18 protein-coding genes are annotated in these 24,727 nt (G+C 68.3%); 9 read left to right on the forward strand and 9 right to left on the reverse strand.

What is annotated here, in order from left to right; all coding sequences use genetic code 11:
• The first annotated feature begins 6 nt into the window (after positions 1-6).
• A complete protein-coding gene (gene lon, locus RVX_RS10990; RefSeq protein ID WP_116305891.1) occupies positions 7-2,655 on the forward strand; it encodes an endopeptidase La in 2,649 nt (882 codons plus the stop codon).
• Between the two features lie 289 nt (positions 2,656-2,944).
• Here the strand turns inward: lon and RVX_RS10995 are convergent, their stop codons facing one another.
• The 3 genes from RVX_RS10995 to RVX_RS11005 form a co-directional block, all read right to left on the reverse strand.
• Positions 2,945-6,151, reverse strand: coding sequence for an EAL domain-containing protein (locus tag RVX_RS10995; protein ID WP_116305892.1), 3,207 nt, complete (start codon positions 6,149-6,151; stop codon positions 2,945-2,947).
• Between the two features lie 376 nt (positions 6,152-6,527).
• Positions 6,528-7,721 carry an AI-2E family transporter gene (locus RVX_RS11000; protein ID WP_116305893.1) on the reverse strand — a complete coding sequence of 398 codons (1,194 nt, stop codon included), beginning with the start codon at positions 7,719-7,721 and terminating at the stop codon, positions 6,528-6,530.
• Positions 7,722-7,800: 79 nt separating this feature from the next.
• A complete protein-coding gene (locus RVX_RS11005) occupies positions 7,801-7,983 on the reverse strand; it encodes a hypothetical protein (RefSeq protein ID WP_007527587.1) in 183 nt (60 codons plus the stop codon).
• 161 nt (positions 7,984-8,144) lie between these two features.
• On the opposite strand from RVX_RS11005, the gene RVX_RS11010 reads away from it, so the two are divergent.
• Positions 8,145-8,351 (forward strand): hypothetical protein, encoded by a 207-nt coding sequence (locus RVX_RS11010; RefSeq protein ID WP_116305894.1) that lies wholly within the window; start codon positions 8,145-8,147, stop codon positions 8,349-8,351.
• Between the two features lie 252 nt (positions 8,352-8,603).
• Here the strand turns inward: RVX_RS11010 and RVX_RS11015 are convergent, their stop codons facing one another.
• The 3 genes from RVX_RS11015 to RVX_RS11025 form a co-directional block, all read right to left on the reverse strand.
• Positions 8,604-9,806 carry a hypothetical protein gene (locus RVX_RS11015; RefSeq protein ID WP_230404559.1) on the reverse strand — a complete coding sequence of 401 codons (1,203 nt, stop codon included), beginning with the start codon at positions 9,804-9,806 and terminating at the stop codon, positions 8,604-8,606.
• Between the two features lie 185 nt (positions 9,807-9,991).
• Positions 9,992-10,891 carry a nucleoside triphosphate pyrophosphohydrolase gene (gene mazG, locus RVX_RS11020; protein WP_172596562.1) on the reverse strand — a complete coding sequence of 300 codons (900 nt, stop codon included), beginning with the start codon at positions 10,889-10,891 and terminating at the stop codon, positions 9,992-9,994.
• Between the two features lie 66 nt (positions 10,892-10,957).
• Positions 10,958-11,434 (reverse strand): CvpA family protein, encoded by a 477-nt coding sequence (locus RVX_RS11025; protein WP_007527578.1) that lies wholly within the window; start codon positions 11,432-11,434, stop codon positions 10,958-10,960.
• 407 nt (positions 11,435-11,841) lie between these two features.
• Between RVX_RS11025 and RVX_RS11030 the strand changes: the two genes are divergently transcribed.
• From RVX_RS11030 to RVX_RS11045, 4 genes are all read left to right on the forward strand, one after another.
• Entirely contained in the window at positions 11,842-13,068 is a 1,227-nt protein-coding gene (locus RVX_RS11030) for an HDOD domain-containing protein (protein WP_116305895.1), read from the forward strand.
• Complete coding sequence (locus RVX_RS11035; RefSeq protein ID WP_116305896.1) at positions 13,061-13,972, forward strand: PAS domain-containing protein; 912 nt, start codon at positions 13,061-13,063, stop codon at positions 13,970-13,972. Before RVX_RS11030 ends, RVX_RS11035 begins: the two co-directional genes overlap by 8 nt.
• Positions 13,973-14,316: 344 nt before the next feature.
• Positions 14,317-15,414 (forward strand): HD domain-containing phosphohydrolase, encoded by a 1,098-nt coding sequence (locus tag RVX_RS11040; RefSeq protein WP_116305897.1) that lies wholly within the window; start codon positions 14,317-14,319, stop codon positions 15,412-15,414.
• Positions 15,399-15,623, forward strand: a complete 225-nt coding sequence (locus RVX_RS11045) for a MoaD/ThiS family protein (protein WP_116305898.1) — start codon at positions 15,399-15,401, stop codon at positions 15,621-15,623. The genes RVX_RS11040 and RVX_RS11045 overlap by 16 nt, the downstream gene beginning before the upstream one ends.
• A gap of 260 nt (positions 15,624-15,883) precedes the next feature.
• On the opposite strand, the gene RVX_RS11050 is transcribed toward RVX_RS11045, so the two are convergent.
• Together RVX_RS11050 and RVX_RS11055 are read right to left on the reverse strand one after the other, a co-directional pair.
• A complete protein-coding gene (locus RVX_RS11050) occupies positions 15,884-17,917 on the reverse strand; it encodes a methyl-accepting chemotaxis protein (RefSeq protein ID WP_116305899.1) in 2,034 nt (677 codons plus the stop codon).
• 449 nt (positions 17,918-18,366) lie between these two features.
• On the reverse strand, positions 18,367-19,989 hold the full coding sequence (locus RVX_RS11055) for a sigma-54-dependent transcriptional regulator (RefSeq protein WP_230404561.1): 1,623 nt from the start codon (positions 19,987-19,989) through the stop codon (positions 18,367-18,369).
• Between the two features lie 499 nt (positions 19,990-20,488).
• Between RVX_RS11055 and RVX_RS11060 the strand changes: the two genes are divergently transcribed.
• Both RVX_RS11060 and RVX_RS11065 read left to right on the forward strand, forming a co-directional pair.
• Positions 20,489-20,980 carry a PilZ domain-containing protein gene (locus tag RVX_RS11060; protein ID WP_116305901.1) on the forward strand — a complete coding sequence of 164 codons (492 nt, stop codon included), beginning with the start codon at positions 20,489-20,491 and terminating at the stop codon, positions 20,978-20,980.
• A gap of 355 nt (positions 20,981-21,335) precedes the next feature.
• Positions 21,336-21,899, forward strand: a complete 564-nt coding sequence (locus RVX_RS11065) for a hypothetical protein (RefSeq protein ID WP_116305902.1) — start codon at positions 21,336-21,338, stop codon at positions 21,897-21,899.
• A gap of 131 nt (positions 21,900-22,030) precedes the next feature.
• Here the strand turns inward: RVX_RS11065 and RVX_RS11070 are convergent, their stop codons facing one another.
• Positions 22,031-22,639: a hypothetical protein gene (locus tag RVX_RS11070; RefSeq protein WP_147307520.1), complete on the reverse strand. Its 609-nt coding sequence runs from the start codon at positions 22,637-22,639 to the stop codon at positions 22,031-22,033.
• Positions 22,640-22,843: 204 nt separating this feature from the next.
• Here RVX_RS11070 and RVX_RS11075 point away from each other — a divergent pair, with 204 nt between their 5' ends.
• Positions 22,844-24,583, forward strand: coding sequence for an aldehyde ferredoxin oxidoreductase family protein (locus RVX_RS11075; RefSeq protein WP_116305904.1), 1,740 nt, complete (start codon positions 22,844-22,846; stop codon positions 24,581-24,583).
• Positions 24,584-24,727: the final 144 nt, after the last annotated feature.

Genomic DNA, 24,727 nt, shown 5'->3' on the forward strand with positions numbered 1-24,727 from the left:
CCCCGCATGACCGACGACATATACGACGACGGCACCCCCAAGGGAGCCGGAAAGCCCGCCTCCACCACCGCCACGAAGCCCTCGACCGACGGGACGGACAGGCAGGACGACACCGCTGACGACACCGAAGGCGCCGTCAGCGACATCCAGGCCACCGGCGCGGCAGGTTCGGGCGACATCGACGTGCCTGTCTCCAGACCGGCCAGGGCCGGTGACGACACCCACGCCCTCGACTTCGACGACGTGGCGGGCGATGATCCGGCGCATTCCGCCGATCCCGCCGATTCCCCCGTTCCCCCCGATCCCACAGATCCCACAGACAGCCCCGAACTGCCCGTGCTGCCCGACGAGTTGCCCGTGCTGCCCGTGCGCGACGTGGTGGTGTTCAACTACATGATCCTGCCGCTGTTCGTGGGCCGCGAAAAGTCGGTGCAGGCCGTGGACGCCGCCCTTAACGGCAGCCGCTACCTGATGATCTGCACCCAGCGCGACGAATCGGTGGACGACCCCGGCCCCGAAGACCTGCACGCCACCGGCACGGTGGTGATGATCATGCGCATGCTGAAGATGCCCGACAACCGGCTGAAGGTGCTGGTGCAGGGCATCAGCCGCGCCAGGGTGCAGTCCTTCGGCGTGGGCGACGGCTACCTCACCGCCCGCGTGGAAACCCTGCCCGAGCCGGAACTGGGCCCGCCCACCGTGGAGCAGGAAGCCATGATGCGCGCCGCCCGCGAGCAGAGCGAAAAGATACTTTCGCTGCGCGGCATCGCCACATCGGACATCATGGCCGTGCTCAATTCCGTCGACGACCCCGGCCGCCTGGCCGACCTCATCGCCGCCAACCTGCGCATGAAGGTCTCCGACGCGCAGGCCATCCTGGAATGCACCGACCCGGACGCCCGGCTGCGCCTGGTCAACGAGCAACTGGTCAAGGAAGTGGAAGTGGCCTCCATGCAGGCCAAGATCCAGAGCATGGCGCGCGAGGGCATGGACAAGGCCCAGAAGGACTACTTCCTGCGCGAGCAGATGAAGGCCATCCGCCGCGAACTTGGCGAATCGGGCAACGAGGACGAGGAACTGGAAGACCTGACGCGCTCGCTGGAGCGCGCCGGGCTGCCCCGCGAGGTGCGCAAGGAGGCGGACAAGCAGTTGCGCCGCCTGGCCTCCATGCACCCCGATTCGTCCGAGGCCACCGTGGTGCGCACCTACCTGGAATGGCTGGCGGAACTGCCGTGGGCCAAACTTTCGCGCGACCGGCTGGACATCAACAAGGCCAAGGTGATCCTGGACGAGGACCACCACGGCCTCGCCAAGGTCAAGGACCGCATCCTGGAATACCTCAGCGTGCGCAAGCTGAACCCCAAGTCCAAGGGGCCCATCCTGTGCTTCGCGGGGCCTCCCGGCGTGGGCAAGACCTCGCTGGGCCGCTCCATCGCCCGGGCCATGGGCCGCAAGTTCCAGCGCATCTCGCTGGGCGGCATGCGCGACGAGGCGGAAATCCGCGGCCACCGGCGCACCTACATCGGGGCCATGCCGGGGCGCATCGTGCAGAGCCTGAAACAACTGGCCACGCGCAACCCCGTGCTGATGCTGGACGAAATCGACAAGATCGGGTCCGACTTCCGGGGCGACCCGTCATCCGCGCTGCTCGAGGTGCTGGACCCGGAACAGAACTTCTCGTTCAGCGACCACTACCTGAACGTGCCCTTCGACCTTTCCAAGGTCATGTTCATCTGCACCGCCAACCAGTTGGACACCATTCCCGCCGCCCTGCGCGACCGCATGGAGGTCATCTCCATCCCCGGCTACACCATGCAGGAAAAGCTGGCCATCGCCCGCCGCTACCTGCTGCCGCGCCAGGCGAAGGAAAACGGCCTGTCCCCGCGCGAGGTGACCGTGCCCGACGCGCTCATCGAGCGCATCATCACCGGCTACACCCGCGAGGCCGGGCTGCGGAACCTGGAGCGCGAGATCGGCTCGCTGTGCCGCAAGGTGGCCCGCCGCAAGGCCGAGGGAGAAAAAGGACCCTTCCGCATCACCCCGCGCATGCTGGAAAAGTTTCTGGGCGCGCCGCGCTTCATTGACGAGGAAAAGGAAGCGGAACTGCTGCCCGGCGTGGCCCTGGGCCTGGCCTGGACCCCCTACGGCGGCGAGGTGCTGCACGTGGAGGTCACCCCCATGAAGGGCAAGGGCGGCGTGACCATGACCGGCCAGCTCGGCGACGTGATGAAGGAAAGCGCGCAGGCCGCCATTTCCTACGCGCGCAGCCGCGCGGAACGCCTGGGCATCGAACCCGACTTCTCGGAAAAGCTCGACCTGCACATCCACGTGCCCGCCGGGGCCACCCCCAAGGACGGCCCCTCGGCCGGGGTGACCATGGTCACCGCGCTGCTCTCCGCCCTTACCGGCAAACCCGTGCGCAGCGACCTGTGCATGACCGGCGAAATCACGCTGCGCGGCCGCGTGCTGCCCGTGGGCGGCATCAAGGAAAAGATCCTCGCCGGGGTGGCGCGCGGCATGCAGCACGTCATCATCCCGCGCCAGAACATGAAGGACCTGGAAGACATCCCCGCAGACCTGCTGCGCCGTATCGAAGTCCACCCCGTGGCCCACATCGACGACCTGCTGCCGCTGGCGTTTCCGAAAGGCGAATAAGGGAAGAACGAACCGGGGAGGGGACCTTTTGAAAAAGGTCTCCCTCCCCGGCCCCCTCCCCCCCAAACTTTTTATAGGGGCTGTTCCTTTTGCCCTCCTCTCACCCCCGCTACAGTTCAGGGGGCCATACCTACCCTTCCTCCAAAAACAACAAAACGGGCCGGAGAATATCCGGCCCGTTTTCGTATCTCCACACCAATTAAAAAGTTTGGGGGGATGGGGGTACGGGGGAAGGAGACCCTTTCCAAAGGGTCCCTTCCCCCGTTTGCCTTCCTCAATTTCAGTCTCCCTACCCCGCCGACAGCGGCAGGGGGCAGCGGCGTTCCAGCACCTTGACGGTGCGGTCGAAGGGCAGCGGGCGGGAGTACAGGAAGCCCTGCCCGTACAGGCAGCCCAGTTCCAGCAGCACTTCGGCCTGTTCGGGCCGTTCGATGCCTTCGGCCACCACGCCGAGGCCCAGGCCCCGGCCCAGGCTGACGATGGACTGCACGATGCCGTAGGCGGCCTTTTCCTCGTGCACGCGGCTGGTGAACGACTTGTCGATCTTGATCATGTCCATGGGGAACTGGCGCAGGTAGTTCAGCGAGGAATAGCCGGTGCCGAAGTCGTCGAGCACCAGGGACACGCCCAGTTCCTTGAACTTCCACAGCTTGTCGGTCACGGCGTCCACGCCGGTCAGCAGCAGGCTTTCGGTGATCTCCAGCCGCACGTCCAGCGGGTTGCAGCCCGATTCCAGAATGACGGCGGAATAGCTTTCCACCATGTTCCAGCGGCGGAAGCTGCGCGCGGAAATGTTCAGGTTCAGGGCGAACTCCGCCGCTGGCCCGGCCCGCTCGCGCAGGGCGCGCACGGACGCGCAGCCCAGCTCCAGCACATGCCGGTCCAGGTGGTAGATCAACCCCGATTCCTCGGCCAGGGGAATGAACTCCGAGGGCGTCAGCAGCCCCAGTTCCGGGTGGTTCCAGCGCACCAGCGCCTCCAGCCCGGTGATGCGCGCGGTGCGCAGCGATACCAGCGGCTGGAAGTACAGTTCTATCTCGCCGCGCTCCATGGCGCGGCGCAGTTCGTTCTCGCGGCGCAGCTTGTCCGGCGCGGCGGGAACCACCTCCTCGTCGAACAGCTCGTAGCGGCCCTTGCCCGATTCCTTGGCCCGGAACATGGCGAGGTCGGCGTCGCGCAGGATGTCCTCGGCCGAGGTGTACTGCCGGGCGCGCACCACCACGCCGATGCTGGCGGCCATGTACACCTCGGTGTCGTGCACCGGAAAGGGGGTGCGCAGGGAATCCTGGATGCGCTCTACGATGGTGCCCACCTCGGCCATGTCCTCCACGTCGTCCAGCAGCACGGCGAACTCGTCGCCGCCGCAGCGGGCCAGGGTGTCAACTTCGCGCAGGCAGGGCAGCACCCGGTCCGAGAACAGGCGCAGCAATTCGTCGCCCGCTCGATGTCCCAGGCTTTCGTTGACCACCTTGAACCGGTCGATGTCCAGAAACAGCACGGCGAATCGGTAATGGTCATGCCGCCGGGCGCGCTTGAGGGCGCTTTCCACGCGGTCCAGCAGCAGCACCCGGTTGGGCAGGCCGGTGAGCACGTCGTGGAAGGCGGTCTGGGTCATGCGCTCCTCGTCGCGGCCGGCCGGGTCGCGCCCGGCGCGGCCGTTGCCGCCCTCCAGCGGAGCGACCTGCAACAGCGCGCACGGTGGGTATCCCGCTTCTCCGGGCAGGATGCGCAGGCTCTGCTGCATCCAGCGCTTTTCGCCGTCGGCCCGCAGGAACGGCCAGGAGGTCCGCACTATGCTGTCCGGGGCATCGCCCTGCCCCGTGGCCGCGCGGATGGCCGAAACGGAAAGCCACATCCCGCCGAACTCGCGCAGGGCCTGCCCGGCCACGTCGGGCGGCAGCAGGTCGCGCAGTTCCGTGCCGGCCAGCACGCCCGCGGGATAGCCGAACGCGTCCTCGAAAGCGCGGTTCACCGCCAGCAGCCGTCCCCCGGCGTCCAGCAAGGCCATGCCCGCCGCGCCATGCGCGAAGGCGGCGCGAAAGCGCACCTCGTCCATGGCCCGGCGGCCCACGTCGCGCCGGGCGGCCAGCGCGTCGGCCACGTGGCCGGACACCAGTTCCAGCAGGCGGCGATCCTCGGCCGAAAAGCCCGGCCGGGGACGCACGGGTGCGGGGCGCGGGGAGGGGGGAGCGTCGGACTGCGCTGCGGCGCAGGGTACGCCGTCCTCGCCTTCCACCCGGCACACGATGGCCCCCAGCACCTCGCCGGTGCGGGTGCGCAGCGGAACGCCCAGCCAGTGGTCGGGCACGGGGTCGGGCAGCAGGCATTCACCAAGTTCGGCGAGTTCGCGCAGTTCGTCGGCGTCCACGCGCACGGTTTCGCCGCGCAGGTACACCCGCGCCGCGAGGTCGCACGGCGGCGCGGCGTCCTTGCGCCCCGCCGGGTCGGCCGCGGAATGCACCACGCGGCTGCCGTCGCCGGGGTAGACCACCAGTTGCGGCGGTTCGCCCGGCAGCAGCGAACGAAAGATGCGCGCGAAGGCCCCGGCCAGGCCGTCGGGCTCCGTCTCGTGCAGGGTGGCATGGGCAATGAGGTGCAATGCCGCGCGGTAACGGTCGGGCCGCGGCGTGCCGGGCGCGGGCGCGCCGTCCGCGCCGGACCAGCCCACGGGGAAGGGCACGTCGTCGAAACGGCGGCGGGCCTGGGTGTCCGGCCGGTCGTTGCCCCTGTCTGTACGGTCTGGACGGTCTGTACGGTCCGGACGGTCGGGTCGTTCCAGCGGGCGGACCAGATGCACCACGTGCAGCGGCAGGCCGTGGGCGTCGTGCACCGCGTAGAGGGTGACCGAGGCCAGCATGGTGCCCCCGTCGCCGCGCAGAAACCGCTTGCGCACGCTGCCGCCCTCGTCCTGGCCGGACGCCACGCGCAGGAACAGGGCCAGCACGTCGGCGGTGCCTTCCAGTCCCACCATGCGGGCGCAGAACAGCGAGGGGATGTCCTCCGGCGCGCAGCCCAGCAGGTCGGCCATGCGGCCGTTCATGTACAGCAGTTGGCCCGCCGGGTCGAACACGCTCACGCCAATGCCCGCCGCGCCGAACTGGGCGGCCAGGTCGCCGTGGGGCGAGGGGCGGGGGACGGGGGAAATTCCGGCGTCCGGCGCGGCGGCCCGCGCCGGTTCCGGGGCGGGCGCGGCATCGGCGTCGGCAGACGCATCGCCCACCTGGGCGCTCCCTTCGAGCGGAGCACCCAGTTCTTCCTGCAACGCGTGCGGGGCGCTCCTGCCCAGCATGGCGGCAAGGTCCGGCAATCCGGCGAACAGGCCATCGTCCGCCGCGCAAGTGGCGTGCGAAAACGGCGGCAGGGGCCGCATCAGCCGGGCGGAAGGCGCATCCGGACTCGCGTGGGTCATGGACTCCGCCACGCCCGAGCGTTCGGAATCGCGACAGGGTTCCGCCGCGCCGGAGGATGATTCAAGACCGGAAGGTTCGCGCAACACGTCTCCCCCTGCGGGCCGAAGCCCGCCCTATCGACGGTTTGCGATGCATGCCGGGCAACACCGGCAAGGCCCGGCGTCCAGCACGTATGGACGCCCCATGGCGTCGCGCGGGTGGCTCAAACAGTTGGCTGCCCGAGTAATGCCGCCAACAGGCCGCCCACTGTCCGCAAGACCTCGGACGGGCTGCTGCGGCATGGCATGGCACCGGCCAACCGCCGCAGTGTCCCCTCGCGACGGGCGGCCTACCGCCATGTCCAGTTCACCGCCTACCGGTAACCCGGAGAAATGGCAAGAAGGCTGCCGGAGTACGGCATTCGTGCGTTTCCCGCTCCCTGCCCGCAGGGGATGGACCCCTGGCGTGCCGCTGCCCCGCCCGTCAGTTTCCGGGGCCATTCCCGCCGGGGGTCTCCGGGCCGCCACGGTTCGGCGGCAGGGGCGCGGGGCAGGCGTCCGGGTCGGCCGCAGCAAGGGGGCGCGGGGCCAGGATGTCGCGGTATTCCTCGCCGTACAGGGTCAGCATGACCATGGTGAAGCTGAGGATGAGCGGGCCGTAGATGATGCCCGCCATGCCGAAGGCCTTCAGCCCGCCAAGGATGAAGATGAAGATGTAGAACACCGACGCGCCGGAACTGCCGCGCATGAAGTACGGCCGCAAGATGGAATCGGCCCCGGCCACCACCAGCGAACTCCACAGCGCCAGGAACACCGCGCCCTTCCACTGCCCCATCAGCAGCAGGTAGATGGAGGCTGGCCCCCAGACCAGACCCGTGCCCACCACCGGCACCAGCGAGGCAAAGGCCATCACCGTGCCCCAGAACATGCCGGGCAACCCCACGATGGCCATGCCGATGCCACCCAGCACCCCCTGCACCACCGCCACCAGCAGCCCGCCCACCAGCACGGCGCGCGCCACGCGGCGCAGGCCCAAGATGATCATGTCCTCCTGTTCCTCGCGCAGAGGGCACAGGTATTTCACCCCTTCCACCATGCGCTTGCCGTCCTTCAGCATGAAGAACATCACCAGAAGCAGCAGCAGAAAGTGCAGGAAGAACAGCATGGTGTTGCCCAGCACGTATGAACCCCACTGGATCAGCGTCTGTCCCGCCGTGCGCGAAAGCTCCAGCAGGCTGGCCTGGAAGTTGATGTGCCCCAGGTCGATGAACGGCAGGTTCACCTGCACCCATTCCAGCCACGGCTTAAGGTTCGATTCGGACAGCAGCGCGGCCGGGCCGCCGCCGCTCAGCCACTTGTTGATGGCCGTCACCGTCTGCATGCCCTGCGGAATCAGCAACGCCACGAACACGCACACCGGAATGACGATGCATACCACAAGCCCGGTCAGCACCAGCAGCGCCGCCAGGATGGCGTTGCCGCGCAGCAGCGTCTTGCAGCGCAGGAACAGCGGGTAGCAGATGGCCGAGAACACCGCCCCCAGGATGAGGGTGTGCAGGAAGGGGTCCACCAGCCGATAGGCCAGCCACAGGGCCAGCACCAGCAGCAGGAAGAGAAAGTACGAAAACAGGTTGCGGGACGAAAGGGTGCGCTGTCCCTTGGCCGGGGTGGTGTTCATGGATGCGTGTCCAATGGATGCGGTGGTGGATGCGGTGGTGGAATGACGAGCGGATACGCCGCCCGGACGGGCGCGCCCGTTACATGGCCCCGGCGGGCTTGCCGGCCAGCCCGCAATAGCCCTCGTCGCCCTCTTCGTTGCGTTGCGGGTGCTTGTAGCGCCACATCATGCATTGGGCGCCGACGCAGAAACGCATCTTGTCGTCGCTGGTCTTCAGGAAGGGGCAGTAGCGAAACTTGGCCTCGTTCTGCGGCATCAGCATGGCGACCTCCGGTGCGGGCACGAACCGGCCCGCGCTTGTTCCGGATGATACGCAAGACATGCCCGGAATGCATCCGTTTTCGTGCCCCCCCTGTGGAAAGCGCATCAACTGCCGATAGGACGGATACGGGGTAACGCATGCCCCGTGAAAGGAGGTGCGCCATGCGGATAGACCAGTTCACCGGTGGCGCGGAGGGCATCCTGAACGTGCTGGAGCAGACCCGCCTGATGCAACAGGACGGGCAGCAGCTTGCGGGCATTCAGGCCGACGCCCTTCCCCGGCAGGAACGCCGGGACGCGGGCCAGACGCAGACCGAGTCCTCCGTGGCCGTGCGCGGCCTTGGGGAGCACGTGGACGTCAGCGTCTGACGCACGGGCGCCGATGGGCACCGGGGTGCGCCGTGGCGGGATGTTCCCGTGGCGGCGCACCCGACCTTTTCTGATGGATGGCAGGGACGCAGCGAGCGCGGATGCCTGGGTGGTGTTGCACGAGCAGGTTTTTTGTTCTCTGCCAAGGAAGAACAGTTTTTTATGGAGGGAGCGTACTCTTCTCGTACTCGACCGGAATAAAAAGTTGTTCTGACGTAGGCAGAGGACAAAAGGACGCTCGTACGACACCACCTAGGAAAGCAGGCGCATCAGGTCGTCGAGCCCCGTGGCCGGGTCGAAAGCCCCCAGGTCATGCCCCACCGGCGAATCCGGGGCCATGCCGGGCTCCGCCTGGTCCAATGCGGCAGGGCGGCCCAGCACGGCCAGGCACATCCGGTCCATCAGGCGCACCCTGCGGCGCGCTTCGTCCGCGTCCAGCGCCGGGGCGTGCACCCCCTGGAGCATCAGTATCTCCATGTTCAGGCGGCCCAGCCGCGCGGTGAACTCGTCCGCCTCGCGCGCGGCCCGGGCCAGGCGTTCGCGCCGCGCGGAAAGGGCCGCATGGGCGCTTTTGCCGGGCGGCAGGTCGTGCAGCATATCCAGCCAGATATCCAGCGCCCCGACGTAGCCGGGGTCCGACGGGGGCATGCGCCGGATGAAACGCAGCACGAGTTCGGCGCGGGATGCGCCCGCCGGGCCTGCGGCACGGGCGGGGGCGGGAGATACGGCGGAAGCTTCGGCGAACGGTTCCGTCAGGTCGAACCGGGCGTCACGCAGGGCCAGGCGCACGGCAAGGGCCAGGGGTTCCGGCAGGTGGTGCGCCACGGCGTCGGCGATGCGCGCGGGGATGGACCGGTCCAGACGCAACCGGCGCACCAGCAGGGCCAAGGCCCACGGGGGCGCGGGCAGCGCGAGGCGGGCGGCCGCGCCCGTGGCGTTGGAGGCGGGTGCTTCGGAAAACGCGGGAACGCCCCCGAAAGCGCCGGGGGCGTCAGGAACGTGCAGCACGGCGGTGGCGTCCGGCGACAGCAGGCGCAGCACCTCGTCCGCGAGGCGGGGCTGCCGCTCGCACGGGTCGGCTTGGGAATCCGCAAGGGATGGCGCGGCAGTGCCGACGAACGCGGGGTCTGCCTTCTCCTCGCCGGGTGCGGCCTGGCCGCTTTCCGCCAACAGCCGTTCCACGGCCAGGCGCAGGGCAACATCCGGGTACAACAGGTATTCGAGGGCGCTTTCCGTGTCGGCGGCGGCCTGCCCTTCCGGCGATGCAGCCAGCAGCGGAGCCAGACACGCGACGGCTTCCGCCCCCGGCAGCCCGGCAAGCCCCGGCAGCCCCAGTTGCGCTTCCAGAAACGCGCGGGATGCGGGCCCCAGGCGCAACCCGGTGGCCAGCCATTGCCTCACCGCCCCGGCAATGCGCCGGGCAAGGGGGGCAACCCCGGCGGCCTGTTCGCCCACCGGCTTCGCCGATGCGGGACACGCATGGGCCAGGGCGGCGGCATCCGGAGGGACGGCGGTCGGAATCCCCGTCACATCCGGGGGCGTCTGGCGGGAAGACACGGTGAGCGCCCCGCCGCAGGCCGCAAGGCGCGCGCCCCGTCCCCCGGGCCGCGACGCAGCGACAGCCGGGCGGCGATCGGGCATCAGGCCTTTTCGGCGGCCTTCACCTCGTTCCACAGCGCGTCCTTTTCCTCGAAGGAAAGGTTGGGAAAATCCAGCCCGCGTTCGCGCGCCAGGGCCTCCATGCCCTCGAAACGGCGCAGGAACTTCAGCGTGGCGTAGTCCAGCGCGGCGTTGGCCTTGATGCCCTTGCGGCGGCCAAGCTCCACGATGGTGAACAGGAAATCGCCCAGTTCCTGCTCCTGGCGCTCCTTGTCGCCGCTGGCCGAGGCGTCCAGCCATTCCAGCCACTCGGCCTCCACCTGCTGCTCCACGTCCTCGTCACTCTCCCAGGTGAAGTCCACGCGGGCGGCCTTGGAGTGCAGCCGGTAGGCCTTGACCAACGGGGGCAACCCCTTGGGCAGGCTGTCGAACACACCCGCCGGGGCATCGCCGGACGCCGCCGCGACAGCTTCGCCGTTGGCCTCGTCGCTGCCCTCGTCGCCATCCACGGCGGCCATGGCCGCCGCCTTTTCCTCGCGCTTGATGCGTTCCCAGTTGCGCAAGAGTTCCTCGCGGCTGGCGCACTCGCCTTCGGCGAACACGTGCGGGTGGCGGCGGATCATCTTGGCCGCGTTGCCTTCCATGGCGTCGTCCAGGGTGAACTGGCCCTTGTCGGCGTACAGGCGGCCGATGAACGCCAGCAGGAACATCACGTCGCCCAGTTCCTCGCGCACGTCGTGCACCTTGCCCGAGCGGATGGCCTCCACCAGTTCGAAGCATTCCTCGATGACGTAGTCGGCCAGCGATTCCGGGGTCTGTTCACGGTCCCACGGGCAGCCTTCGGGGGCCAGCAGGCGATCGATGACATCGGTGATGGCCTGAAGACCGCCTGAACCGGCGGAACTGGCGGAAGAGGACGGGGACGTGGGTTCGGTGCTCATGGGCGAAAATCCGTGGGGCTCCGGCGAAGCCGGACGTTGGGGGTGGGGACAAACGGCGCGGCGTTCCTAGAACAGTTGCTGCGGCAGGAACGTCTTCACGTAGCCGGTGACCATGGAAAGATACGGTATCACGCGCGAATCGCGCACGAAGGCGGCGTCGGGCAGAAAGTGCAGCAGTACGGCCAGCAGGATGGAGCAGATCAGCAGCCCCTTGGCCGCGCCCATCACCCCGCCCGCCATGTGGTCGAGCCACCCGGCGAAGGTGATGACCAGCAGCTTGCGGATGATGCGCGCAACGATGGCCACCACCAGCAGCACGCCCAGGAACACGCCCACGTAGGCGATGACGTTGACCCATCCTGGGTCGCCCACCACCTTGGCCACGTGGGGCGCGGCGTCGCCGTGGTGGCGGTTGGCGAGGATGAACCCGCCGATGACGCCCACCAGGCCCGCCACCTCTTCCACGAAGCCGCGAAACAGGCCGCGCAGGACGAACAGCCCGACAATGATCAGGAATGCCGCGTCCAGCATGTTGAAATTCATTCGTTTTCCTTGGGACGATGGAATGGGGCGAGCAGGTGGCGCCCTTTTGCTACCGGTTGCAAACGGGCACGAACGCGGCGCGTACAGGATGCGCGATGAAAGAATGCCCCGCCGGGTGACGCCGCCCGCCGTGCCTCGCGGCTGCGCACGGCGAATCGGATATGCATGCCGTGGCACGCACTCCGGGCACGTACCTACCAGAACTCGCCCCGAAGGGGAAGCAACGCGCCGTGCGGCAACGCGGTTGCATGCGCCCGGTCATTTCCTGTAGTATGCATCGGGTCCGTGCCACCCATCATGCCTCTCGCCGGGCATGGCACGCCGGACGGCGCAGAATCACCACGCAGGCGGCCGCCCGCCCGGAAGCCCCACACGGAACCCGAACGGAGCCCCCCGCACGGAGCCGCATGACACGCATCAGCATCACCGACCTCAAGCCCGGCATGCGCGTGGCGGACGACATCCGCGACGGCAACGGCAGGCTGCTGTTCAAGTGCGGCGACGTGCTGTCGCCCGCTGGCTTGCGCATCCTCAAGATCTGGGGCGTCACCGAGGCCGCCGTCATCGGCGAGGAGGACGGCGAGGGCGGCATGCCGCCCACCGTGGCCGCCCGCTTCGACGAGGCCATGGAGCGCACCCGCGCCCACTTCCGCCTGCACGACGCCGCCAACCCGCACGTGGCCGCGCTGATGCGCCACTGCGCCCTGCGCCTGGCCGCAACGCCCGCACCCTGGCCCCCCGACCCCGGCGATGCCCCCTGCCCCGTGCGGCCCGACCCGGCCCCACGGCCGGTGACGCTGGAGGCGGTGCTGCGCGAGGACATGCGCTTCGGCACCCTGCCCAGCGTGTTCCACCGCCTGGTCGAGGTGGTCAACGACCCGCGCAGTTCCGCCGCCGACGCGGCAGAAATCATCTCCAAGGACACCGACCTGTCGGCGCGCCTGTTGCGCATCGCCAACAGCGCCTACTACGGGCTGCGGGCCCGCATCGAAACCATCACCCGCGCCGTGTCCATCATCGGCACCAACCAGTTGGTGTCGCTGGCCATGGGGGTCAGCGTGGTCACGGCCTTTCGGGGCGTGCCGCAGGACCTCGTGGACATGCGCGCCTTCTGGACGCATTCCATCGCCTGCGGCGTTGCCGCGCGCATCCTGGCCGGGCTGCACCGCATGAGCAACAGCGAACGGTTCTTCGTGGCCGGGCTGCTGCACGACATGGGGCGGCTGGCCATCTACGGGCAATTGCCCGACCACGGGCGGCTGCTGCTGGCAGAGGCCCGCTCGCGCGGGACCACCGTGCGCTCGCTGGAACGGGACATCGTCGGCTTCACCCACGACGAGATGGGCGGGGCCATCCTGCGGCAATGGAAGTGCCCGGTCTCGCTCGAACGCAACGTGCAGCGCCACCATAGCCCGGAAAGCACGAGCGGCAGCAGCGAACCCGCCATCATGGCCGTGTCCGACCTTTTGGCCAACGCCCTGTGCTACGGCACCAGCGGCGAGGTGCTGGTGCCGCCGCTGTCCGACGAAGGCTGGACGGCCCTGGGCCTGCCCCCCGGCGCTGTGGTGCAGACGGCCAACCAGATGGAATATCAGGTGCTGGAAATCATCAGGTTCCTGGAAACACATGAGTAACAACGACCCCACCTTCGGCAGCGCGGGCCTGCACGCCCGGCTGCGCCACCTGGAGGACCAGGCCCGGTTCACGCTCGACGTGCTGGACATGGCCTTCAACCTCGGCGACTTCCAGACCAGCATCAACCGGCTGGAAGAACCCTCCGCCCTGCTGGACGAGGCGGTGGCCCGCATCGGCGAACTGGTGCAGTTTTCCGTCACCGCCTTCTACCTGGTGGACGAGCACACCTCGGACTTCGTGCTGAGCCTGTGCCGCCCCAGCCAGGAGGGCTCGGCCATCGAGCACGAGGTGGAGCGGCTCATCGAGACTGGGGTGTTCGCCCTGGCCGTGCGCGAAAACCGGCCCATCACCGTGTATTCCTCGGACAACAGCCACCGGCTGGTGCTCAGCGTGCTGGCCACCACCTCGCGCGTGCGGGGCATGTTCATCGGGGCCATGCCGCGCACCGAAAAGAACCTTTCGGGCATCCTGCTCTCGCTGCTCTCGCTCATTCTCAAGCACTGCGCCAACGCCATCGAGAGCTTCGAGCTGTACCGCCTGCTGCGCGAGCACGAACGCCGCCAGCGCGAATTCATCGACACGCTGTCCGTCACCGTGTTCGAGACCGACCCTGCGGGCATTCTGCGTTCGCTGAACCGCGCCGCCGCCACGCAGTTCGGCCTCGACCCGGCAACCCTGCCCCCGGCGGCCGGGTTGCTGGACCTGCTGGCCCCGGACGACCGGCCGCGCATGGCCGCCGCCATCGCCGAGACGCTGCGCAACGGGCAGCCCGCCTCGCTGGCCTGCGAGGCCATGCATGCCTCGGGCGCCACCTTTCCGGCCGTGCTGCACCTTGCCCCGTGCATGCACGAAGGGCTGTGCATCGGCCTGCGCGGGGTGTTGGGCCGCCGCCCCGCGGAGTGACCCCCGCCCGGCATGCTGACGCGGCGTGGCAAACGGTCCGCCCCGCCTCCCGCCGTGCGTGACGCGTATGACAGCGTGACACAAGAGATGTGCGCCCAGCGGAGGCCCCAAGGCGCGGCCTTTCGCCGTGCGCCGCGCCCCCGCCCACCTGCCCCTTGCGACGGGCGCCGCGCCCTGCTAGGGTTCGCATACTCGATACTCGTCCGAGTATCATGGCCCCTGCGGGCATGCGCCCCGCGCGCCCCGCTTCCGGTCAATCAGCCACGGCCCGGCTCGGCATGTCTTCATGCATGTCCGACCATGCACTCGCCCTTCCCCAACCCGTCACGGCCACGGAACACGCCATGCCCACACCGCCCCGCATCCTGGTCATCGACGACGACCCGCAGGTTCGCGGTTCGTTGTCCGACTTTCTGGCGGACAGCGGCTACGAGGTGACGCAGGCCGGGGACGGCCGCGCGGGGCTGGACGCGTGGGAAGCGTGCAGGCCGGACCTGGTGCTGGTGGACCTGCGCATGCCGGTGCTGGACGGCCTGTCGGTCATCCGCGCCATCACGGCTTCTGGCCGGGGCACACCCGTGGTGGTAGTTTCCGGCACCGGGGTGCTGCGCGACGCGGTCGCGGCGCTGCGCGAAGGGGCCTGGGATTACCTGACCAAGCCCGTGGCGGACATGGGGGCGCTGGAACACACCGTGGAACGCTGCCTTGAGCGCTCCCGCCTGCTGGCCGAGAACGAGGCCTACCGTGCCAAACTGGAAGCGCGCATCGAAGAGCGCACCCGCGAACTCAGCGCCGCCTACGTCCAGCTCAGCGGCCTGCTGGAAGCCACGGTGGACTCCCTGTCGCGGGTCACCAACCTGAAAGACGCCTACACCGGCACCCATCAGGCACAGGTCACCGTATTGGCCACGGCCATGGCCCGGCGACTGGGCATGACCGACGAAGAAGTGGAATCGGTGCGGGTGGCGGGCATGCTGCACGACATCGGCAAGCTGTGCATCCCCGCCCAGTACCTGCTGAAACCCACCGTGCTAGACGCCCATGAAATGGCCTTCCTGCGCCAGCACCCCCAATTCGGGCACGACATCCTGGAAAGCATCCCCTTTCCCCACCCGGTGGCGCGCATGGTGCTGCAACACCATGAACGGCTGGACGGCTCGGGCTACCCGCACGGCATTTCGGGCGGCGACCTTCTGCCCGGCGCGCGCATTCTGGGCGTGGCCGACGTGGCCGAGGCCATGTGCTCGCACCGCCCCTACCGCCCGGCCCACTGCCTGGAGGCGACCATGGACGAACTTTCCAGCAACAGCGGCAGGCTGTACGACCCGGATGCCGTGGACGCCTGCCTTGAACTGCTGCGCGGCAACCACGCCGACCTGCCGGACGTGGCCGCCGTGCTGCGCCAACTGAAGAACGGACACGCCGTATGCGCATCCATGTGAAATGCTTTGCCACGTTGGCCCGCAAGAGCCCGCCCGAGGGCACGCTGGACCTGCCGGAGGGAGTGGACGTGGCCGAGGCCATGCAGCGCCTTGGCATCGCCCCGGACGACGTGAAGATACTGTTCATCAACGGAGTGCACGTCACCCCGCAAGCGCGCCTGGCCGAAGGCGACCAGTTGGGCCTGTTCCCCGCCGTTGGCGGGGGTTAGCCGCCCCGTCCGGCCATCGTCGCCCCTCACCTGGCCGCGAAATCCAGCGGGAAACCTTCAGGATACCAAGACACTGCACAGCAACAAGCGTGAAAAACAACGCAAAACGCCGGGCGCGCCCCAAGCCCGCGCCGCCAGTGCATGACCGGGACCGCCCCCTGCAAGGGGACGATCCCGGTCATTGTTTCTCATGCTTCAAGCACCACCCCGTCGGGCGCTGACCCGGCCGATTCATGAGTCGGCGGGGCTTGCGCGCCGCGTCAGGCGTTCTCGCGCTGCATCTGCTCGATGATGGCCTTCAGCCGCTGGGCCTGGGCCGCAAGCTCGGTCACTGCCTGGGCCGACTGGCGCATGGCGTCGCTGGTCTCCGTGGAGATGCGGTTGACCTCCTCCACGGCCCGGTTGATCTCGTCGGACGCGGCGGACTGCTGTTCGCTGGCGGTGGCGATGGAACGCACCTGGTCGGAGACCGAATCGGCCAACGCCACGATGGACGTCAGCGACTGCCCCGCCTCGTGCGCCCTGCCGGAGACGTTCTCCACCTCGCGCACGGTTTCGCCCACCTGGGCGATGCTCACCTTGGCCCCCTGCTGGATGCCCCCGATGGCCTCGCCCACTTCCCTGGTGGCGGTCATGGTCTTTTCGGCCAGCTTGCGCACCTCGTCGGCCACCACGGCAAAGCCGCGCCCGGCGTCACCGGCCCTGGCGGCTTCGATGGCGGCGTTCAGCGCCAGCAGGTTGGTCTGGTCGGCGATGTCCGAAATCACGCCCAGGATGGCCCCGATGCGCTCGGTGCTCTTGCCCAGGGAATCCATGTCGCGGTTCAGGGTCTCTGAATGGCGCTGCACCACGCCGATGCCGTCGATCATGGCGTCCACGATGCCCGACCCGGCCGTGGCCTTGGCCTTGGCGTCGTTGGCGGTATCCGCGGCAAGCCCGGCGCTGCGGGCCACCTCGAGCACCGTGGCGTTCATCTCTTCCATGGCCACGGCGGTCTCGCCGGTACGGCGGCTTTGCAGTTCCGCCCCGCGCGACGACTGCTCTATCTGCGCCGAAAGTTCTTCGGACGCGGCGGAAACGATTTCCACGATGCCTTCCAGCTCACGCGCGGCGTGCAGCATGCCTTCGCGCCGGGCCTGTTCGCCACGGGCGCGGGCGGCCTCTGCGTCGGCCATGGCCTGGCGGGCCTTTTCCGTTTCTTCCGCCGCAAGGCGGCTCTGCTCCTGCGCCTCGCCTATCTTGTCCTTCAGCGTGCCCACCATGGACCGCAGGGCGTCTGCCAACTGGCCCACCTCGTCGCTGGCGCGCACCGTGAGTTCGGACCCCAGGTCTCCTGCGGCCACGGCCGTGGCGAAGGCGGTGGTGCGCGATATGGGCCGAGACAGGGCGCGGGCCAGCAGCCACGCCACCACGATCATCACCGGCAGCACCCCCGCCATCACCACCAGCGAGGAATGGGTCACCCGGTCCTGCGCGGCGATGATGCTGGCCACCGGCATGCCGATGAACCACATGCCGATGGTCTTGCCCTCCATGTCCAGGATGGGCCAGTACGCCGTCTCGTAGTCGCTGCCCAATATCTGGTTGCGGGCGAGGAATGTCTTGCCCGCGTTGAACACCGTCTCCATCACCTTGGGGTTGTCCATGCGCGTGCCGATGGCCCGCTTGCCGTCGCGCACGATGGTGGTCATGACGCGCGTGTCGCCCTTGAACACGGTAACCTCCAGGCCGGTGAACGACTTGATGTCGTCCACGAAACCCTCGCGCACCAGCGAAGCGCCGATGGCCACCGTGCCCACCACCTTGCCGTCCCTGCGGATGGGCGCGCCCGCGCGCAGGGTGAACGGCACCACCGTGCCCGCGATAACCCCCACGCTGGCCTCGCCGCGCAAGGCGCGGCGCACGGTGTCCTGATCGAGCACCGAATCGCCCGTCTTGTCCGAATGCCCGCGCGCCAGCACGTTGCCCTTGGCGTCTGTGACGGTCATGAAGTCCGACCCCATGTCGCGCATCAGCCGCTTGGCCAGTTCGGCCGCGCGCGCGCCGTCGCCCTCGGCCACGGCCGCGGAAAATTCCGCGTGCTGGGCCACCAGGTTCACTTCTTCCAGAAACTTGACGGACCGGTCGCCAATATTGCGCGCCACCACGTCGCGCAGCCGGGTCACCGCCTGCGCCGATTCATCGGCGAAGCCGCGCGTCATGAAATGGTGGGCCGTGCCGAAAATGGCGGCTGCTGTAAGCAGCACGATACAGATAACCATGACGAGCAGTTTGCGAAGAATCGTCAGCTTCATGCACGCCTCGCACTGTAACAGGATGAGTGTGTACTGCACTTATCGGACAACCGCTCACGAACATTAGGGAACACGTGCCGTTCAAAGGCATGGCCGCATGGAAACGGCAGCCGGGCGGCGGCCAGCCTTGCCCTTCATGTAACAGAAATGCCCGATGGTTGTCGCGCCCCATGCACCGAAAGTCCCGCGCGGGCGGGCGGCATGCCGGGAGCAGGGGCGGGACGGGAAAGGCGGCCAGACCGGCCAGACCGGCCAGACCGGACGGACCGGACGAACCAGACGGACCGGACGTATTGGTCGGCCTGACGGACTGACGGATGGCGAATCGGCGGAATGGGCGGGACGGGGGGCAAAGGGCACGGCACAGCCCCTCCATGTGGAAAGGGGCGGAGGAATAATCTGGCCGGGAGCAGGCGTGAGCGCCGGGGCCAGGACAAGACGCGGAGGCGTCAGTTGCCGCTCCGCAACGAAATGGAGTGCTTCTGCAACAGTTCGTAGAGCCGCGCGCGCGAAAGGCCGGACAGGGCGATGGCCGAGGCTATCTCGCCCCGGCTGCGCCGGATGAGCTCCACCAGGTAGGCCGACTCCATGCGGTCCATGGTCACTTCGCGCGCGGAACGGAACGAGGGAAACACCTCGTTGGCGAAGCCGAACCCTTCGCGTGGGGCGGGCGGAGGACAGGTGGAGGACTGCACGGCTTGCGTGCCGCCCCCCCCGGCGGAACCGGATGGGCCGTAGGCCACGGACGCCGCGGGCGTCCCCGGTGCGCCGGGCGCATTGGATGTGCCTTGCATGCCTGAAGCACCCGCCAGCGAGGAAGGCCCGCTGCCGTTGCCCCCGGCCTGGGGCGCGGGGGCGTGCACTTCTTCCTCCGCTTCGCGCGCGGGGGATGGATCGCGCCGGGCGCGCATGACGTGCCCCCGGATTTCCACCGGCAGGTGCTGGGGATACAACCGTTGCTCGGCAAAGGCCGCCTGCACCGCGTAGTGCAAGGCGTTGATCAGGTCGCGCACGTTGCCCGGCCAGTGATAGATTTGCAGCGCGTCCACGAAATCGGGCGACATCTGCTTGGCGGCCAGCCGGTGTTGGCGGCAGATACGATCCACGTAATGGCGGGCCAGAGGCTCGATGTCGTCGCGCCGTTCGCGCAGGGCAGGCAGATGGATGATGCGGGTCTTCAGACGGTGGTACAGGTCTTTGCGAAAGGCTCCGCGCCGCACCATGTCCTCGATGTCGCAATTGGTGGCGGCCACCAGGCGGAAATCGCTGCGCACCTCGTTGCGGGCGCTGATGGGGCGGAAGGTGCGTTCCTGCAGCACGCGCAGCAGCGACTTTTGCACCGACAGGTCCAGGTCGCCGATTTCGTCGAGAAAGATGGTGCCGCCATCGGCCTGCTTGAACAGGCCGTCGCGCGCGGAATCCGCCCCGGTGAACGAGCCGCGCTCGTGCCCGAACAGGATGCTTTCGGCCAGAGTGCTCGGCAGGTTGGTGCAGTCCACCACGATGAAGCCGCGCCCGGCACGTTCGCTGTTCTCGTGCACGGCCCGCGCAAACAGTTCCTTGCCGGTGCCCGTTTCGCCCAGGATGAGCACGTTGGTGTCGGTGCGGGCGGCCACGCCCAGCGAGTGCAGGCAGCGTTCCAGTTGCAGGCTGGTGCCGATGATGTCGCCGCGCTTGATGTTGGCCTGGCCGATCAGGGCCACTTTGGCGGTGTGGTGGTACAGGCAGCGCTCCAGCACCTGCCGCAGGGCGATTTCGGTGAAGGGATGCAGCAGCACGTCCCACGCCCCGGCCCGGATGGCGTCCTCCGCCCTTGTGCCCGCGCGCTCCGCCGTAAGGGCCAGCACCTCCGGCTGGCCGCGCATGGCCGCCAGTTCCGGCAGGCAGACAAGCCCCTCGGAGCCGGGCGCATCCACGTCCAGCAACACCACGTCGCAAGGGCGGCGGCGTCCGCTGGACACGGCTTCCTCGCAGGTCGAGACCACCCGGCATGCGTGCCCCGCGGCGGTGACTGCTGGCGCCAACTGCGCCCTGTACTGTCGCTTGGGGTCTATTACGAGAACGTCTGCCATGGTCCCTTTCACCGGCGTTGCCGCCCGTGCCCCGTAATACGCCCTGGCGCCGCGCGGCCTGTACGCAGGCCCCGCGCAACCCGGATGCTTCCATTCTGGTTCCGGAAAATCCGGAAATGCCACATCGGACACCCGCCGATACGGCAGCCCCCTTCAGCCGACGCGGACACCCCCGCGCGAAGCTGTCCATATGGTATGCCACAGCATTATTTTTTCGGAAAGGGGTCTAGATTTACGCCAGACAACATTGCCCGCCCCCTCCCCACCTGACGGCCCCGTTCCGCCCCGCAGTCCAGCTTGTCCGGACGAAATGCGGTCCGGCCGGACCGGCACGGCGCGCTCAGCCAACGGAACAGGCCCACCACGAAATCCATAATACCCTGTTTTAAAAACATAAAATAGAAATGATTGTTTTCTCGACACAAAATGGCACGGACTTTTCATGTCTTTTCGTCAAGTATCTTTGTCTGCCTTTTGTGGACAACCCGGGAGAGCCGTCATGAGAAGATTCCGCGAACTCCGCATCGCCCACGACCTGCTGAAGCGCATAGATTCCGCCGCGGAAGAAATGGGCATCACCACGACGGCCCTCGTGGAGGGGCTGCTGGAGCGCTACCTGCTGCGCCGCGACGCAAAATCGCGCGACGACGCGGACAGGCGCGCCTTCGAGCGCCACCCCATCCGCCTGCCGGGGGTGGTGTACGTCACCGAGCCGGACGGCCATTACGGCCGCTACCAGCCCGTGGAACTGTACGACATATCGCTGAACGGCGTGGGCTTTCGCATGCCCCCCAATTCCGAATTGGACGTGCGCCTGGCTGACGGCGAATTTGAAGTAATCTTCCGGCTGGACGACAGCAACCCGCCGGTGCGCATGCGTTGCCGCAGTTCGCGCAACGAGCGCAGCAAGGGCGCGACGCGAGTGGGCGCGGCCTTCATCGGCGGCGATTCCGGCAGCCATGCCCTCATGGAGCGCTACTTCGTCCAGTAGCCACCCAACACGCCGCTGACAGCAGCGCGGCATCCGGGCCTCATACGGGCGGGCGGAAGGCATTGTCGTGTCCGCCGCGTCACAAACCGGTCTCGTCACAAACCGGATGCACCGCCTGCGTGCCTTCCGCCCCTTGCTTCCGCCCGCGCTCCCCGCGCGGCGCGCGCGGGCCATCGTGCCCTTGTGTCTTGACGCGCCCCGCGCCTTTCGCGCAAAGTCTCGTCCACGACGACGCCGGACGGCCCATGCCGCGTGACTTGCGCAGTGGCCGCATCCACGCCCGCGCGCCCAAGGGCACGCGCCCCGGCGCTCCGCACCGCGCACCCACACGAGCATAACCCCAGGAGACAGGGACATGGCGGAACATAGTGCTGAGAAGCTGGAAGTGCAGCCCTACTTCGACGTGGAGCTGCTGATGAACACCAGCCAGGAGACGCGCATCGGCGGCGAGGTGATGAACCGCCTGATGCAGCGATGGGAAGCCTGGATGGACAAGCTGCACGCCCTGCGCGTGGACACCGGCAAAATCCAGTACCTGGTGGTCTGGCTGGACGCCGCAGTGGAGGAAGACGTGGACGAGGCGTGGGAAAGCTCCCCCTCCGACGCCTTCATCATCAACTCCCTGGCCCAGACCATGGTCATGAGCGCCGTGCACACCCTGCTGCCCGAAGTGGAGGACGTGGGCTGCGCCCCCGCGCCCAAGCCCACCGACAAGCTGCGCGCCGCGCTGGAGGCCGAGGGCCTGCCCTACACCGGCGAAGGCCCCACCCTGTCGCGCCGCTACGCCGTGGTCACCCATTTTCCGTTCAAGGGCGGCTGCGAGATATGCAGCCTGCTCAAGGACTGTCCCAAGGGCTCCGGCGCGGCGGGCGCGCCCTCGTCCATCGTGCTGCCGGGCTACGAGCCGGGCAAGGACTAGCGCTCCGGGGCGGGCAGCGCCCCGCACGGCATCCCGCATGCACAGGGCCCCGACGCGCACGCCGCGCGTCGGGGCCCATTCTGCGCGCCTTGCGGCGCACGATGCGGCGCGGGCGGCGCGCCCGCCTTCCTTCATGCCTCGGCTATCTCCACCACAAGCCGCACGGAGCCGCCGGGGTGTTCCGCCAGCCGCCGCAGGGCCGCCTCGCGTTCGCAACGGGCGTCGTCCAGCCACACCTCGCCCGCTTCATCCCCGGCCAGATACCGGGCAACCCCCCCGGCCGGGGCCTCCACCCCGGCGGCCAGCAGCCGCGCCGCGTGGTCGCGCATGACCAGGTTGAACAGCCGCAGGTGCACCCGCCCCTGGCGCGGCGTGTCTGCGGACGCGCTCTGCGCCTCCGTGCCGCCGCCCTGTTCGTGATGGGTAATGGCCGCCCGCAGCGCGGCATAGGGGCTGTTGCGGCGCATGGCTATGCCCGCCGCCCCCGGCAGGGCCGTGGCCAGCGACAGCCGCGCCCCGTCGTGCAGCCGGGCCGCGTCGATGTCGTCCACCGGGCGGCCGTCCAGAAAGATGGCCTCCATCCGCGTGTCCACGTCCTCGCGCGGAAAGCCCATGCCCTGCTCCAGCGCCGCGCGCAGCGTGCATTCCACCCGGCTGGGCACGCAGACCCCCTCTTGCAGCAAAAGCCGCCATAACCCGGACGGGGTGCGTACGCGTAGCTGAAGGTCGATTTTGGTCATCACGCGCCTCAATTATGTTTTCACAAACCTAATGACGACTTTAACAAACCACAAATAACCACAAAACATACTGTAATAATTGATCATCTGCCTTGACCCACTGTAGCGCGAAGCGCTAGTGGGGAAAAGAGCGAACACGTCAGGTTCGCGGCCAGAGCCTCGTGGCCACATGTTCCCGGCAACCGCACCAAAGGAGTGTGCCACATGTCCCAGACCCCACGCATTCTGCGCATCAACACCAAGGACCGCAGCTACCGCTTCGAGGAGCCGGGCAAGTACGCCGGCATGGGCGGCCGGGGGCTCACCTCGCGCCTGATCCTGGACGAAGTGCCCGCCGACGTGCACCCCCTCAGCGCCAGCAACAAACTGGTGGCCTCCATCGGCCTGCTGTCCGGCACCGGCGCGGCCAACTCTGGCCGCATCTCGGTGGGCGGCAAGTCGCCCCTCACCGGCACCATCAAGGAAAGCAACTCCGGCGGCTCGTTCTGCACCAAGCTGGCCCGGCTGAACATCCTGGCCCTGGTGCTGGAGGACAAGCCCGAACCCGGCGCGCCCTTCTGCAACATCGTCCTCACCAAGGACGGCGTGCGCTTCGAGGACGCGGGCGACATGACCGGCATGGGCACCTACGCGGCCATGGACGCCATCGCCGAGCGGCACGGCAAGAAGGCCTGCGGCATGGTCATCGGACCCGCTGGCGAAGCCTGCCTCACCGCCGCCTCCATCCAGTTTTCCGACCCGTGGGGCCGCCCGGCCCGCGCGGCGGGGCGCGGGGGCCTTGGCGCGGTGATGGGTTCCAAGAAGGTCAAGGCCATCGTGCTGGACGACGAAGGCGGAGCCCGCTTCGGCTACGCCGACGAAGAAGCCTTCAAGGCCGCCTCCAAGCGCTGGGCCGAAATGCTGCGCGCCCACCCCGTCACCGGCCAGGGGCTGCCCGGATTCGGCACGGCGGTGCTGGTGAACATCATCAACGAGGCCGGGGCCTTCCCCACCAAGAACTTCCGCACCGGCCGCTGCGACCATGCCGCGCGCATCAGCGGCGAAACCATCGCCGAATTCATCGAAAAGCGAGGCGGCAAGACCAAGGAAGGCTGCCACCCCGGCTGCATCATCCAGTGTTCGCAGAACTACGTGGATGAAAAGGGCGGCTACGTCACCTCGGGCTTCGAGTACGAGACGGTGTGGGCCTTTGGCGGCAACGCCCTGATCCAGGACATCGACGCCATCGCCCGACTGGACCGCGCCTGCGACGACCTTGGCGTGGACACCATCGAGACCGGCAACGCCGTGGCCATCGCCATGGACGGCGGGGTCATCCCGTGGGGCGACGGCGAAGCGGCGCTGAAGCTGCTGTACCGCATGGCCGACAAGAACGACCACCTCGGCAAGATCATGGGCAGCGGGGTGGGCTTCGCCGCGCAGGCCTTCGGCGTGGACCGCGTGCCCACGGTGAAGAACCAGTCGCTGCCCGCCTACGACCCGCGCGGGGCCAAGGGCATCGGCGTTACCTACGCCACCACCACAATGGGGGCCGACCATACCGCCGGGTACGCCATCTGCCAGAACATGCTGCAGGTGGGCGGCCACGTGAACCCGCTGGGCAAGGAAGGCCAGGTGGAGACCTCCAAGGCGCTGCAGGTGGCCACCGCCACCGTGGACGCCCTGGGCCTGTGCCTGTTCGTGGCCTTCGCCGTGCTGGACACGGCAGACTCCGTGCAGTGCATCTGCGACATGGTGTCCGCGCGGCACGGCATCACCTTCACCCCGGACGACTTCGTGAAGCTGGGCACCTCGGTGCTCAAGGACGAAATCGCCTTCAACACCAAGGCCGGCTTCACCGCGGCGGACGACCAGCTGCCCGCCTTCTTCAGCACCGAACCGCTGGCCCCGCACAATACGGTGTGGGACTTCACGGTGGAAGAACTGCAGCAAGCCAAGGTGTAGCCGCCGCACCCTCCATTGCGCGCACACCGCGTCGAACCAACGGGGCCGGACGAACGTCCGGCCCTTTTTTCGCGCCCCTTGCAGGCGAGGGGCGCAGGCGCTTCCCAGAAAACCACGCCGAGCACGACGGCTGCGCGCACGGCG

The organism is Nitratidesulfovibrio sp. HK-II, assembly GCF_003402415.2.
Classification (GTDB): Bacteria; Desulfobacterota; Desulfovibrionia; order Desulfovibrionales; family Desulfovibrionaceae; genus Cupidesulfovibrio.

Excerpts from the sequence above, each read along its gene's own strand:
- lon (WP_116305891.1), top strand. The coding sequence starts at position 7 with ATGACCGACGACATATACGACGACGGCACCCCCAAGGGAGCCGGAAAG.
- RVX_RS11000 (WP_116305893.1), bottom strand. The coding sequence starts at position 7,721 with ATGAACACCACCCCGGCCAAGGGACAGCGCACCCTTTCGTCCCGCAAC.
- RVX_RS11005 (WP_007527587.1), bottom strand. The coding sequence starts at position 7,983 with ATGCTGATGCCGCAGAACGAGGCCAAGTTTCGCTACTGCCCCTTCCTG.
- RVX_RS11010 (WP_116305894.1), top strand. The coding sequence starts at position 8,145 with ATGCGGATAGACCAGTTCACCGGTGGCGCGGAGGGCATCCTGAACGTG.
- mazG (WP_172596562.1), bottom strand. The coding sequence starts at position 10,891 with ATGAGCACCGAACCCACGTCCCCGTCCTCTTCCGCCAGTTCCGCCGGT.
- RVX_RS11025 (WP_007527578.1), bottom strand. The coding sequence starts at position 11,434 with ATGAATTTCAACATGCTGGACGCGGCATTCCTGATCATTGTCGGGCTG.
- RVX_RS11030 (WP_116305895.1), top strand. The coding sequence starts at position 11,842 with ATGACACGCATCAGCATCACCGACCTCAAGCCCGGCATGCGCGTGGCG.
- RVX_RS11035 (WP_116305896.1), top strand. The coding sequence starts at position 13,061 with ATGAGTAACAACGACCCCACCTTCGGCAGCGCGGGCCTGCACGCCCGG.
- RVX_RS11040 (WP_116305897.1), top strand. The coding sequence starts at position 14,317 with ATGCCCACACCGCCCCGCATCCTGGTCATCGACGACGACCCGCAGGTT.
- RVX_RS11045 (WP_116305898.1), top strand. The coding sequence starts at position 15,399 with ATGCGCATCCATGTGAAATGCTTTGCCACGTTGGCCCGCAAGAGCCCG.
- RVX_RS11050 (WP_116305899.1), bottom strand. The coding sequence starts at position 17,917 with ATGAAGCTGACGATTCTTCGCAAACTGCTCGTCATGGTTATCTGTATC.
- RVX_RS11055 (WP_230404561.1), bottom strand. The coding sequence starts at position 19,989 with ATGGCAGACGTTCTCGTAATAGACCCCAAGCGACAGTACAGGGCGCAG.
- RVX_RS11060 (WP_116305901.1), top strand. The coding sequence starts at position 20,489 with ATGAGAAGATTCCGCGAACTCCGCATCGCCCACGACCTGCTGAAGCGC.
- RVX_RS11065 (WP_116305902.1), top strand. The coding sequence starts at position 21,336 with ATGGCGGAACATAGTGCTGAGAAGCTGGAAGTGCAGCCCTACTTCGAC.
- RVX_RS11070 (WP_147307520.1), bottom strand. The coding sequence starts at position 22,639 with ATGACCAAAATCGACCTTCAGCTACGCGTACGCACCCCGTCCGGGTTA.
- RVX_RS11075 (WP_116305904.1), top strand. The coding sequence starts at position 22,844 with ATGTCCCAGACCCCACGCATTCTGCGCATCAACACCAAGGACCGCAGC.